Source organism: Pseudoalteromonas sp. NSLLW24 (assembly GCF_015864725.1).
GTDB lineage: Bacteria > Pseudomonadota > Gammaproteobacteria > Enterobacterales > Alteromonadaceae > Pseudoalteromonas > Pseudoalteromonas arctica.
The window spans coordinates 1-12,528 of the sequence record NZ_JADYWQ010000005.1; the positions used below are offsets into that span (position 1 = coordinate 1).

Here is a 12,528-nt window from a genome sequence, read left to right on the forward strand (position 1 = left end):
CGCGGGATGGAGCAGTCTGGTAGCTCGTCGGGCTCATAACCCGAAGGTCGTCGGTTCAAATCCGGCTCCCGCAACCACTGAAATTAAATACCTAAAAAGTTAAAACAAAATAGCACTCTTTATCGAGTGATTTTTTGCGTCTGCAGTTTAATAAATTCTTATAATTATAAAACTCACCGTTACTGCGCAAAACACTTTGCACAAGTAAGCGAAGGTCGTCGGTTCGCTTTTTACAAACTCAAGCTCCCGCAACTACTGAAATTAAATACATAAAAAGCTAAAACAAAATCGCACTCTTTATCGAGTGATTTTTTGCGTCTGCAGTTTAATTAATTCCTATAATTATAAAACTCACCGTTACTACGCAAAATACTCTGCATAAGTAAGCGAAGGTCGTCGGTTCGCTTTTTACAAACTCAAGCTCCCGCAACCACTGAAATTAAATATCTAAAAATTCAAAACAAAATAGCACTCTTTATCGAGTGATTTTTTGCGTCTGCAGTTTAATAAATTCCTATAATTATAAAACTCACCGTTACTGCGCAAAACACTTTGCATAAGTAAGCGAAGGTCGTCGGTTCGCTTTTTACAAACTCAAGCTCCCGCAACCACCGAAATTAAATACCTAAAAAGTTAAAACAAAATAGCACTCTTTATCGAGTGATTTTTTGCGTCTGCAGTTTAATAAATTCTTATAAATTTAAACCCACTGTTACTGCGCAAAACACTTTGCACAAGTAAGCGAAGGTCGTCGGTTCGCTTTTTATAAACTCAAGCTCCCGCAACCACTGAAATTAAATACCTAAAAATTTAAAACAAAATCGCACTCTTTATCGAGTGATTTTTTGTGTCAGCAGTTTGATAAAATACCTTATATTCTGCTTTATTTAATGACTTTACTCTAATATCTGTGACGTTTAACAAATAACTTATTTTTTAAAAAAGAGTATTTTATGTTAAAACGGTTAAAAGATTTTAAGTAACAATACACATCACATGACAGAACTTTATCACTGGTTTGATTTAATAGGCATTGCGGTGTTTGCTGTGTCGGGCACTTTGCTAGCGTACGAAAAAAAAATGGATGGCTTTGGAGTCGTAGTTTTAGCGACGGTAACCGCTATTGGTGGTGGTACAGTGCGAGATCTAATTTTAGATGTTCCTGTGTTTTGGTTACACGATCAAAGTTACTTTTTTGCCATACTAGCTTCAGTATTTGTTACAACACGCCTTATAAATAAACAAAAGCCGATACCTCATTATATTTTACAAACAGCGGATGCGTTTGGTTTAGCTTTTTTTGCAGTAATGGGGGCGCAAAAAGCGCAGCTTGTTGGTATGCCCGATATGACTGCGGTAATTATGGCTGTAATTACAGGCTGCTTTGGTGGGTTAATTCGAGATGTGCTTGCACGCGAGATCCCTATGCTATTAAAAGGTGAGCTTTACGCTATTACCTGTATAGCGGGTGGCACTGTTTATACGCTTGGCATTAGTTTTTCGTTAGTAACCGAAATGGCGATGGTATTAGGTATGTTAATGACCTTATTACTTCGTTTAGCTGCTATAAAATGGCAAATCACATTACACGTTTTTAAATATCCTGACTAAACTGGTGTAATCACACCATTTACTAGGATAAGGAATGTCGTTAGCTCGTATATTTTCTCGTGCTCAAGTGGGTATAAATGCCCCTGAAGTTATTGTAGAAGTTCACCTAGGAAATGGTTTACCCGCTTTTCATATAGTAGGCCTGCCCGAAGCGTCCGTTAAAGAATCAAAAGATAGAGTACGTAGCGCACTCGAAAACTCACAATTTGGTTTTCCCGATCAACGAATAACTGTAAATTTAGCCCCTGCCGATTTGCCAAAAGATGGCGGACGGTTTGATCTTGCTATTGCGGTGGGTATTTTAGTCGCCTCTGGGCAAATAGTGTGTCCTGATATTCACAAGTACGAGTTTTATGGTGAGCTTGCTCTTAATGGTGAGGTGCGTGGTGTAAACGCTATTTTACCTTCGGTACTTGCTGCAAAAGAGCAAGATCGTTGCTGCTTTTTACCTCTTGCAAACGACAGCCTAGCAAGCCTAGTTAATGGCGTTAAACGCAAAGCCGTAAGCTCTATTCAAGAAGTGTGGGGGGATTTACTTAATCAACAACCCTTACCATTAAATATAGAATATCCCGACTGCACACAAGCCCCTGACTTTTTACTTGATTTAAGCGATGTGAAAGGTCAGCCCGGTGCAAAGCGAGTACTCGAAATTGCTGCAGCTGGCGGGCATAATTTATTATTTTTAGGCCCTCCAGGTACTGGTAAATCGATGCTGGCCCAGCGAATGGCAACTATAATGCCTACTATGTCGGACGATGAAGCTATTTCGACAGCTGCGCTTTACTCTATTATTGGGCAATCCATAGATTTAACTAATTGGCGACAGCGGCCATTTCGTAATCCACATCATACTTGTTCAGCTGTTGCCTTGGTGGGGGGCTCTTCGAATCCCAAACCTGGTGAAATTTCTCTGGCACATAATGGTGTGCTCTTCTTAGATGAGTTACCGGAATTCGAGCGTAAGGTACTTGATTCACTGCGTGAGCCAATGGAAACCGGTACAGTTACTATTTCACGTGCAGCTAGGCAAATGGAGTTTCCGGCGCAGTTTCAGCTTATTACAGCATTAAATCCAAGCCCAACAGGAAGTCATACAGATAAGCGGGCAACTCCCGATCAAGTTATGCGTTATTTATCGCGCGTGTCGGGGCCTTTTATTGACCGTATTGATTTGCAAATAGAACTACCTCGTTTAACGAGTGTTGAACTACAAAGTACTCAGCCGGAGGAAAGTAGTGCTGAGGTTAGAGCAAGAGTTGAAACGGCTTATTATCTACAACTAAAACGTCAAGGTAAGGTTAATGCGAGGCTTAATAATAAAGAAATGAGTGTGCACTGTGTACTGGCGCCAGCAGAGTTGCAGTTTTTAGCCAGAGCAAGCGAGAAGTTGTCTTTATCGCCACGCTCTTATCATAGAGTGATTAAAGTGGCGCGGACTATTAGTGATTTAAAAGGCGCTGAAAACATTAGTTTAAATGAGCTTAAAGAGGCACTTAATTACCGCGCATTTGAGCGCCTTATTGCGCAATTAACTAAGTATTAAATAGAAAGCATATACCCTTTACCGCGTACGGTAACAATGCGTTTTTGATCTTTTTCGTCATTTAATTTTTTACGTAAACGACCAATCAGCACATCAACAGTACGATCGTTTGGACTCCAATCGGGCTGGCCTATTTCTTCTGATATTTTTTCACGGGATGTGGCTTTACCCGCATTACTAATTAAGCAAATAAGCACTTTATGTTCGGCTTCAGTTAAGCGTGATTCAACGCCTGCAGCAGTAATTAATGTGCGGTTATCGGGGTGAAGCTTAAAGTCAGCATATTCTATAAACTCTTCGCTTTCGTCGTCTTCTAGGTTAACGGCAACACGCTTATAGAGCGCGCGCATGCGAAGTTCTAACTCAAGTAAATCGACGGGCTTACAAATATAGTCATCAGCACCTTGTGCAAGGCCTGCAATACGATCGGCTTGGGAGTCACGACTCGATAATACAATAACGCCAATATCGGTAAGTGTGTTTAATTCTTTTGCCAGCTGAAGCCCATCACGCTTTGGCAAAACAATGTCAATTATGGCTAATGATATAGCACCGCGCAGGTTTACCCGCTGCCTTACAATGTTAAGTGCATCAGCGCCAGTTGGGTCTACCTCTATTGTAAATTCGGTATCTGCAAAGTGATTTTGGATGCGTTTAACGAGTAGTTCATCGTCTTCAACCAATAAAACATTAATAGCCATAGTACTTTATTTTGAATGCTTATAGCTCTGTATGGTAGCACCATTAGGTAAATGCTGAGAAGGGGGTTTATTAGTTTTAAGTAACTTAATATTTCAAAGGTGTATAAGACGTTATTAGAGGATGAGGTTAGCACCTTTAAACTAATTAAAAGGTGCTAAATAATTAATACTACTATTAATAAATCTGTATTAAGTCGTTATTTTAAAGGTTCAGGCTCAGTTATTTTTATACATTGAGTCCCACCATTGAGGTTCATCTTTTAGCTTTTTATCAAAGTATGCGAGCATGGTGTTCCACCAATCAAATCGTTTATCGCGTGCAAAAATTTGGTGGTCGGCGCCTTTGTATTCGATTAACTCTACGTCCTTATTAAGCAGTTTAAGCGCAGTGTACATTGTTAAGCTTTCGCCAACAGGTACATTGGTATCACTATCACCATGAAGAAGTAGCATAGGTGTTGTTACTTTGTCGGCATGAAATACAGGGCTATGTTGGCTGTAAAGCTCAGGGTTATTCCATGGGAAGCTATTTTTTGATGCTTCGCCAGAATATAAGTAGCCCCACCAACCTTCACCCCAATACGAGGTAATATTAGAAATACCCGCATGAGCTATTGAAGCACTAAATATATCGGTTTTAGTTGCCAATAACATGGTCATGAAGCCACCGTATGATGCCCCTAAATTTCCTACCTTTTCACTATCAACATAGTTGTATTTCTTTAAAAAGGCTTGCGTGCCTTCGATAATATCGTCTGCAGTGTAGTCGCCCCAGGCATTAACATGCTGCGCTGAAAACTTTTGTCCAAACCCTGTTGCGCCAGTAGGCTGTACTACATAAACAACGTAGCCATTTTCTGCCCATAAGTTAAACGGATAACGACCTGTAAAACCACGCGTAACTGGTGAAGTGCCGCCGTAGTAATACACGAGCGCCGGGTGCTTTTTAGTTTTATCTAAATTGCTAGGAATATAAACGCGGCCAGTTATTTCAACCCCATGTTTATTTTTAAAATTAAACTCCTCTAATGTAGGGAGTCGTGTATTTGCATAGCTACTTGGTTTTGAATCCCATATTAAATCTGTTTTATTTTTACTGACGTTAAGGCGTTTTAGCTGTTGTGGCGCTAAAGCGTTAGTGCCACTTAATAAAATTTCGGTATTACGGTCGTGTGAGTAACTAAATTGTTCAACAATATCCAATCCTGTATTTAACTTTTTAAAGCGCTGTTTACTTAAATCAAATAGGTAAAGCGGTTGAGTGTCTTGCTCTGTTACTTTAATGAGCGCATCGCCGTTTTCTAAAACGTGCAGTTGGCCAATAGCAGAATCGAATTGTTTACTAAGTGCTTTTACGTTTTTACCGCCTTCAGTAAGTAGGTAAAGTTGCCCGTCGTAGTTATTAGCAAGCATTGCTTTTGGTAGAGCTCTGCCTGCGCCATTTTTAAAGTCAGGGCCTGCAATTACATAAATATCTTTATTTGCGTATTTGGCTAAATTAAATGTTTTGAATTTACCAAGCGATGAAAGCTTGTTTGATTTTAAATCGAGTTCGGCTAACTCTGTTTCAGGGTGGGTTGATGCTTGCATTGCCATTACTGGGCGGCTCATTAATATTTTGCCACGGTTACTATTTGAATCTTCAAGGCTGTAAGAAAGAGGACCTTGGCTAAGTGCTTTTGTTAAACCACTTTTAGTATCAAGCATGTAAATTTGACTGGTGGTACGTGCATACGACCAGCGATCTTGTAGACCTTTATAGTGCTTGGTTAAGCTGTTAGTGCTCTCAGGTGATTTAGACCAGCTAAACAAAAGACTGGTGTCGTTATAAAAGGTAAAGCCATTGGCTCCTTCTAAATCGTTTGCTAATGTTTTTATTGAGAAGTTTTTACGGCTAAGTTGTTTAAGCTCACCATTTAACAAATACACTAAATATTGGTTATCTGGACTCCAAATAATGTTACTTGGTTGGCCTGCTTCGAAGCGATAAAGCGTTTGATTATCTGAATCTTTAAGTACAGTAACTGTATTTGCTTGGTTTTGTGTTTTATCGCTATAAGTGCGAGTAGTAGTAACGTACTGCTTAGCATTAGGTGCGAGTGATAATTGACTGATTGTAGGGGCATCAAACAATTGTTTTGCAGATAAGCGTTTTGTTTGTGAGGCGCTAAGCGTAATTTTATCAACGTCGCTTTTAGGTGCAAAATCAAGCGTTACATCGTGCCAATTAGCTACTTGTTGGGCTACTATTAAAATAGAGTGAGTACTGTTATTTAAAGCTAACTTATAGCTATTTTTATCACCTGTTTGTAGTTCGCCATTAATAAATAACTGACCTTGCTCAATCCCTTTTAAGGTAAGCGCACCTTGTGTAAAGCGGGTTGTTTCAATATTAAATTTTAGTGCCTGTAACCCACCTAAAGTGAGCGCATTGATTTTATTAAACGGCTGCCAGTTTTGTTTTTTCCCAAATACAGAAAAACTATCTGAGTCTGCTTGTAGCTGCGGCAATAGGTTATTAATAATGGCATTGCCATGAGGTGTTTGAAAAGGCTTTAACTGCATGTCCTCGGCAAGTGGGCCGATAAACTGAATTTTTGATTTATCCAATGGTGCAGCTATTGCAGCAAAGCTTAAGCTGCTAAGCGTTAAAAGAGCTGCTGCGTACTTAAATAGCTTATTTTGATGACACCATGGTGCGCTAAATTTCATTATTATGCCTATTATTATTGGAAGTTTGGCCAAATATAGCATGTATTGATACCATGCTCACATATCCAATATAGAGGAGAGAAAGTGACTTTACTGATAGTTTATATGGTAGTGGCGATTGTTATTTCGTTTTTATGTTCTGTGATGGAGGCTGTGTTATTAAGTATTTCGCCCAGCTATGTTGCATCACTTAGGAAAGATCATCCTGAGCTTGCTAAACAGCTCGAAAAACTTAAAAACAATATAGATCAGCCTTTAGCTGCTATTTTAACTTTAAATACGGTTGCCCATACTGCGGGTGCTGCTGGGGTAGGCGCACAGGCAGCTGTCGTGTTTTCCGATGCGGCTGTAGGCATTGCATCAGCCATTATGACATTCCTCGTATTAATTCTTTCTGAAATTATTCCTAAAACCTTGGGGGCTAATTACTGGCGAGCTCTAACGCCAAGTGTTACTTACGCTTTGAGGTTTTTAGTTATATTGCTAAAGCCTTTTGTATGGTTTGCACAAAAGCTAACAAATTTAATGGGTCCAAAGCACGATGAGGCTTACTATATTCGTCAAGAGATAGAGGCAATGGCTGATATAGGTACGGAGTCGGGTGCATTACATCAGGATGAGTCCGAAATAATTCGTAATTTATTGCATTTTAGACATGCAAAATTATGCGACTTAATGACGCCTCGAACGGTTATTTTTAAAATCCACAAAGACTTAACAGTGAATCAGTATTTAAACGATCACGGCTCGTCGTCATTTTCTCGTATATTGGTATTTGATAAAGACAGCGACGATATTGTTGGGTTTGTGCATAAAAACGATATTATGCTGGCATTTCACCGTTTAGGTACCGATTACAAAATTAGCAAATTGATTAAGCCTATTTATACGGTGCCGAGTTCTCAAAATGTATCGTCGTTACTGCAAACTCTTTTAACAAAGCGCACGCATATATGCCTAGTTGTAGATGAGTACGGTGACGTGCAAGGTATTGTAACGCTAGAGGATATGATTGAAGCTTTAATGGGGCTAGAGATTGTAGATGAGCGTGACCAATCTACTAATATGCGCGCAGTAGCAAGGCAGCGTTGGCACAAACGTTTAGCAAGTAGTGCGCATATAGTCAGTGAAGAAGATAAACACACTCGGGGTGATAATTAGTTAACCAGCCCCGATTAAATATTAATACCTCTTTAAGCGGGGCTGCCATCAGTTTTCAGCCAATCTTTAGCCCAAGATATAAATTCGTCTTGTGGTTTAGGGCGGCTAAATAAAAAACCTTGTATAGCTAGTTTTCTTTTATAATGCCTTAAATAAACGAGCTCTTCTGGTCGTTCAACGCCTTCTGCTACTAAGTCTAAATTATCTTTACTCGTAATATTAAATAACGAACTTACGACCACTTGAGAAAATAAATCTGTTTCTATATGGCTAATAAGTGAACGGTCTATTTTAATTTCAGTAAAAGGAAGATTTCGAAGCTGATTCATATTAGTAAAACCAACACCAAAGTCGTCTAGCGATATACCAAAGCCATGCATTCTTAATCTGTTTAGTGTTTCTAATTGCATGAGGCTTGAGAGTGCATGTTGTTCTGTTATTTCTATAATTATGTTACTAGGCGTGAGTTGGTTTAATTCTAAAATGAGCAGTAATTTATTAGGGCAGTTTAAGTCGTCGAGCTGAGTTGGCGATAAATTAAATGCCATTTTAAAATCATGACCTAGTTGCGCTTTCATATTTTTGAATTCGCTGGTGGCCTTTTCAAAAAGAGAAAATGTAATTTGATTAATTAAGTTGTGTTGTTCGGCAGTGTTTATAAAACGGTTAGGTAAAATAATATTGCCGTCTTTACTTGATAAAATACGTGCTAAGACTTCAACGCTTTCAATTTTATTGTTATCAGCGTTTATTTTTGGTTGGTAAAAAGGCGTTATTTCATCGTTTTTTAATGCATCAATAAGCTCATCTTGTGAAATGGCTGACTCTTTTAATAAAGTGTGGCTGTTTAATTGCGCCACTTTAATAAGTAACCTACTAACCTGAGACAGTTGCACTGGCTTTGAAATATTACCAATGAGGTGAGCGTTATGTTGTTTCGCGAGATTGGCAGCTAAGCTAATAACTTTATGGTCCATTTCAGAAACAATTATAATACCGCCTTGATAATGTAACTCTCCTAAGTGGCGGATTAGTTCCATGCCGTCCATTTCGGGCATATTGAGATCAGTAAAAATAGCATCAAAGTAGTTGATATCCTCTTTAACTTTTTCAAGAGCTTCTTTTGCATTCAGGCACGTAGTTATAGTGTTAGACATACCCAATTCGTTAAGTATAGCTTCCATAACGATCAAAATTGCTTTTGAATCGTCAACAACTAAAATATTAGGCACTATTTTGTCCACTGTTATCCCTTTCAATGTATCGCTTGGAGTTACTATAAAAGTAGTAGTGTTTTTTTATTTTGTCAGTATCAAATACTTTTATTTTGAAAATAGTTACCTAGCACCTTCACTCGTGTTTTTAAGCTGATTAGGTATACTAGCGCCATTATTTTAAACGGTCTTAATTATGATAAGAATAGATCTTACTTTAGCCGAGCAACCATTTTCGCTTATGGTGTCTGGGCAAAGAATTGTGCAGGTATTTCACGCGCAACAAGCCATTACCTTTGATAACCCTCGTGAAAACTATTTTCAATTTACTTACGACAACAAAGTAATAGGTATTGATACAGCGGCAGTGGAAGAGCAAAGCATTTCGCTCTTTGTGGATGAGCAATTTGTGACACAACTTGCGTTACCAGCACCTACAAATGGATCACCTAAAAAAGGCTTTTTAGGTCTGGCTGCATTAGGTTTTAAGCTTTTTAAAAGTGCTAAGGTAATTAAAGTAGTGCTTGCAGGGGCTTCTGTTGCAGGCTATGCGTGGTTATTTAGTATAGAATTTGCATTAATGCTAATTGGGTGTTTAGTTGTACACGAATACGGCCATGTGCGAGCAATGAAATACTTTGGCATAAAAACCAAAGGTATTTACTTAATCCCATTTGTAGGTGGGCTAGCTGTAAGTGACGACAAAATAACGACTCGTTGGCAAGATGTAGTTATATCGCTAATGGGGCCTGCATTTGGTTTAATTACCTCGGTACTGGGTGTCGTTTTATATTACGCCACCGAGATGGAAATATTTGCAGGTGTGGCAGTTCTTAGTGCGTTATTAAATTTATTTAACTTGTTACCTATTTTACCGCTTGATGGCGGGCATGTATTAAAAAGTATTAGCTTTTCAATGCGTTCATGGATTGGTTTAAGCGTATGCTTATTAGGCGTACTATTTGGCTTATGGCTGAGCTACACCTTTGGCTTAATGTTACTGGTATTCTTTTTGTTTGTAGGTGCGCTGGAAATTGTATTTGAGTGGCGAGGCCGTCACTACTCACACTTAATGCCGCTAGATAAATATGGCCAAGGCTTTTCAGCGGTAATGTATGCAGTTGTAGTCGCTGGGCATGTAGCTGTAATGATGCACTTTGCCGATTCGGAAAATCCAATATTGAGCCTGCCGATGACTATTTTATCGAGCTAGTATTTTTATTTTTTCTAACTAAATAAGTTAGTTTTTTGCATTAATATTTTATTTTTCGACTTTTATGTTGATTTATTGTTAATTGAATTCTAGTGTAATATAAATTAGAACAATCTTAGCGGATCAACTGGATGTTATTTAGAAAGGAAGCTGTCGCTCAGCAAAGTGAGCGTTTAACTGGTGTGATTACGCTAGCACAACCACTATCAATAAAACTTATCGTATTTGTTTTGGTATGTATTGCGATTGTAGTGATAAGCTTTTTATTTACAGCAGAGTATTCCCGCAAGGAAACAGTTCGGGGGTTTTTAATACCCAATAAAGGGATAATCCAAAGCTTTGCTAGTCAAGGTGGTATGATTGAGCTGCTATTTGTACAAGAGGGTGATGCCGTTACTAAAGGTCAGCCGTTGGCGACCATTATTGTGCAACAAAATAACAGCCAAGGCATAGCCTTGAGTACCCAGCTTGTTGAGCAGCTAAGTATGCAAATACAGTTGCTCAATGATGAGATAACACAAAACCTTACCCTAAAAAAGCAAGAGTCACTTAACTTGCAAGCGCAAAAACGTGCACTTACTAATGAGCAAGCTGCATTACAAAGTCAACTAGTTCTGGCTGATGAAAAATTAGGGCTACTTAACCGCCAACAAAGCAACCTTAATCAACTTAATAAAAATGGCTTTTTATCAAACATCGAGCGAGAGCAACAGCAGCAAGCCCTGTTAGATGCTAAGCAAGAAAAACAAAACCTAGCGCGCTTGCTGATGCAGCAAGAAAACCAATTAAGTCAACTTAGCTTTAATATTGCCAATGTGCCCCAGCAGTATACGTTGCGTATAAATAGTCTTAAACGCCAACAAGCGGATATTCAAAACCAGCTCACACAAATTAAAAGTAACTATCAATATACCATAACAGCCAGTAACAGCGGTGTTGTTACTGGCATTCAAGTGGTTGAAGGCGAAACACTTACCCAAGCCAAACCACTGTTGCATATTATTCCCGAAGGCTCAGAGCTAGTAGCAGAGTTGCTGCTACCAACACGTTCAGCAGGCTTTATACAGCTAGGTAACGATACGCGCCTGCGTTTTGATGCTTTCCCTTATCAACGCTTTGGTTTCATTAACAGTAAAATTATCCGCATCGACAAAGCACTCATTACCCCAAATGAAATACGTTTGCCTATAGCACTGCAAGAGCCAGTATATCGCTTGCGAGCAAGACTCAGCCAACAACAAATGCAGGCCTATGGTAAGGCGTTTGAGCTGAAAAGCGGCATGTTGTTTGAGGCGGATATTATGTTGGAGCAGCGCACATTAATCGAGTGGTTACTCGAGCCACTGTACAGCCTAAAAGGGCGAGTAAGTTAAGTGTAGCGCTTTATGAAATAAAGAAAAATTTGAAAGTTTTGGTGGTTTGCTAAATGCAAACAACCGAAAAAGACGGCCAGCTTTAGTTAACTTTAGCGAGCAGCTAAAGCCAGCCTATTAATCGCTCACCTTTATTGAAGGGGAGCATATTAACAACCCGATGACTTAACTAAAAAGCATCGGATTTATGGAGTATAACATTATGCGTGAATTAAATGTAAATGAACTTAAAGAAGTAAGTGGTGGTCCATTCCCCCTGTTTGTAGCAATAGCAGTCTATGGAGAAGTTGCAAGCTTTGCTGCAATCATTAGTGGTATAGCAACTTATAATGCAATTAGAAAATAGGAGGGTCTTGCAATGAGAGAATTAACAAGTAATGAAATACAAGAAATAAATGGTGGCCCACTACCTTTTATTATTGCTGGTCTATATGCTAGCTCGTCGATTACTGCAGGCGGTTTGGCTACTGCAATTGGGATTGGAGCTGGTTTTGGTGCAATTGTAGGTGGTATAGCTGCAGTATATCATAACGCCGCTGAGTAATTATAATAGAGGAGATAGAAGGGGATTTATTCCCTTCTTTATTTAAAATGAAGCTATCCGCGATCGTATCAATTTTTGCAATGTGTTCTTTGATAGTCCTAGGGTCTGTATATGTAATTATAAAAGACGTCAATTTGCTGCTTAGTGATAATGTAATTTCATACGGTGAGCTAGCTTTCTTTACTGTAACTCTTGGGTTTTCTTTAGCTATTCTAACGGGTATATATAAAAATAAAAAATGGGCGTTATATATTTTTATCTCTATGGTTTTCTTTATGGGAGGTAATTTTATTATTTTAAGATTAAGCCTCAATGGTGCCTTAGAGCTAGTTGATTTTTGGATTATTACTTGTACTTTGGGTGTCTCCGCGATAGTAATACGAGTTATGCTGAAGTTAGATTCAATGGCTATTTTCTCAAAAAATGAGCTTGATTAATAAAATGTTGTTTGAC

General features: G+C 38.8%; 11 protein-coding genes and 1 tRNA gene. 9 read left to right on the forward strand and 3 right to left on the reverse strand.

Going from position 1 to position 12,528, the window contains the following annotated elements:
- From I6E72_RS06320 to I6E72_RS06330, 3 genes are all read left to right on the forward strand, one after another.
- Positions 1-77: transfer RNA gene (locus I6E72_RS06320), tRNA-Met, on the forward strand.
- Between the two features lie 919 nt (positions 78-996).
- On the forward strand, positions 997-1,611 hold the full coding sequence (locus I6E72_RS06325; protein ID WP_007587018.1) for a trimeric intracellular cation channel family protein: 615 nt from the start codon (positions 997-999) through the stop codon (positions 1,609-1,611).
- 34 nt (positions 1,612-1,645) lie between these two features.
- A complete protein-coding gene (locus I6E72_RS06330) occupies positions 1,646-3,157 on the forward strand; it encodes a YifB family Mg chelatase-like AAA ATPase (RefSeq protein ID WP_007587019.1) in 1,512 nt (503 codons plus the stop codon).
- On the opposite strand, the gene I6E72_RS06335 is transcribed toward I6E72_RS06330, so the two are convergent.
- Together I6E72_RS06335 and I6E72_RS06340 are read right to left on the reverse strand one after the other, a co-directional pair.
- Positions 3,154-3,858 (reverse strand): response regulator transcription factor, encoded by a 705-nt coding sequence (locus tag I6E72_RS06335; RefSeq protein ID WP_002957913.1) that lies wholly within the window; start codon positions 3,856-3,858, stop codon positions 3,154-3,156. The two genes, I6E72_RS06330 and I6E72_RS06335, sit on opposite strands and share 4 nt — an antisense overlap.
- Positions 3,859-4,074: 216 nt before the next feature.
- Entirely contained in the window at positions 4,075-6,570 is a 2,496-nt protein-coding gene (locus I6E72_RS06340; RefSeq protein WP_197111525.1) for an alpha/beta hydrolase family protein, read from the reverse strand.
- 84 nt (positions 6,571-6,654) lie between these two features.
- Between I6E72_RS06340 and I6E72_RS06345 the strand changes: the two genes are divergently transcribed.
- The gene (locus I6E72_RS06345) at positions 6,655-7,731 is read left to right on the forward strand and encodes a hemolysin family protein (RefSeq protein ID WP_007587021.1); all 1,077 of its coding nucleotides are present in this window, start codon (positions 6,655-6,657) and stop codon (positions 7,729-7,731) included.
- Between the two features lie 32 nt (positions 7,732-7,763).
- On the opposite strand, the gene I6E72_RS06350 is transcribed toward I6E72_RS06345, so the two are convergent.
- Positions 7,764-8,975 carry an EAL domain-containing response regulator gene (locus I6E72_RS06350; RefSeq protein WP_165722366.1) on the reverse strand — a complete coding sequence of 404 codons (1,212 nt, stop codon included), beginning with the start codon at positions 8,973-8,975 and terminating at the stop codon, positions 7,764-7,766.
- Positions 8,976-9,141: 166 nt separating this feature from the next.
- On the opposite strand from I6E72_RS06350, the gene I6E72_RS06355 reads away from it, so the two are divergent.
- The 5 genes from I6E72_RS06355 to I6E72_RS06375 all read left to right on the forward strand — a co-directional run bounded on the left by I6E72_RS06355 (position 9,142) and on the right by I6E72_RS06375 (position 12,512).
- Positions 9,142-10,158 carry a metalloprotease gene (locus I6E72_RS06355; protein ID WP_197111527.1) on the forward strand — a complete coding sequence of 339 codons (1,017 nt, stop codon included), beginning with the start codon at positions 9,142-9,144 and terminating at the stop codon, positions 10,156-10,158.
- A gap of 131 nt (positions 10,159-10,289) precedes the next feature.
- Complete coding sequence (locus I6E72_RS06360) at positions 10,290-11,531, forward strand: HlyD family efflux transporter periplasmic adaptor subunit (protein ID WP_197102037.1); 1,242 nt, start codon at positions 10,290-10,292, stop codon at positions 11,529-11,531.
- 202 nt (positions 11,532-11,733) lie between these two features.
- Positions 11,734-11,877 carry a class IIb bacteriocin, lactobin A/cerein 7B family gene (locus I6E72_RS06365; RefSeq protein WP_007587027.1) on the forward strand — a complete coding sequence of 48 codons (144 nt, stop codon included), beginning with the start codon at positions 11,734-11,736 and terminating at the stop codon, positions 11,875-11,877.
- A gap of 12 nt (positions 11,878-11,889) precedes the next feature.
- A complete protein-coding gene (locus I6E72_RS06370) occupies positions 11,890-12,075 on the forward strand; it encodes a hypothetical protein (RefSeq protein WP_007587028.1) in 186 nt (61 codons plus the stop codon).
- A 134-nt stretch (positions 12,076-12,209) separates the two neighbouring features.
- Positions 12,210-12,512 carry a hypothetical protein gene (locus tag I6E72_RS06375; RefSeq protein ID WP_139047204.1) on the forward strand — a complete coding sequence of 101 codons (303 nt, stop codon included), beginning with the start codon at positions 12,210-12,212 and terminating at the stop codon, positions 12,510-12,512.
- Positions 12,513-12,528 lie beyond the last annotated feature (16 nt).

What these genes read in the sequence shown, in the direction of transcription:
- I6E72_RS06325 (WP_007587018.1), top strand. Translation starts at nt 997, where the DNA reads ATGACAGAACTTTATCACTGGTTTGATTTAATAGGCATTGCGGTGTTT.
- I6E72_RS06330 (WP_007587019.1), top strand. Translation starts at nt 1,646, where the DNA reads ATGTCGTTAGCTCGTATATTTTCTCGTGCTCAAGTGGGTATAAATGCC.
- I6E72_RS06335 (WP_002957913.1), bottom strand. Translation starts at nt 3,858, where the DNA reads ATGGCTATTAATGTTTTATTGGTTGAAGACGATGAACTACTCGTTAAA.
- I6E72_RS06340 (WP_197111525.1), bottom strand. Translation starts at nt 6,570, where the DNA reads ATGAAATTTAGCGCACCATGGTGTCATCAAAATAAGCTATTTAAGTAC.
- I6E72_RS06355 (WP_197111527.1), top strand. Translation starts at nt 9,142, where the DNA reads ATGATAAGAATAGATCTTACTTTAGCCGAGCAACCATTTTCGCTTATG.
- I6E72_RS06360 (WP_197102037.1), top strand. Translation starts at nt 10,290, where the DNA reads ATGTTATTTAGAAAGGAAGCTGTCGCTCAGCAAAGTGAGCGTTTAACT.
- I6E72_RS06365 (WP_007587027.1), top strand. Translation starts at nt 11,734, where the DNA reads ATGCGTGAATTAAATGTAAATGAACTTAAAGAAGTAAGTGGTGGTCCA.
- I6E72_RS06370 (WP_007587028.1), top strand. Translation starts at nt 11,890, where the DNA reads ATGAGAGAATTAACAAGTAATGAAATACAAGAAATAAATGGTGGCCCA.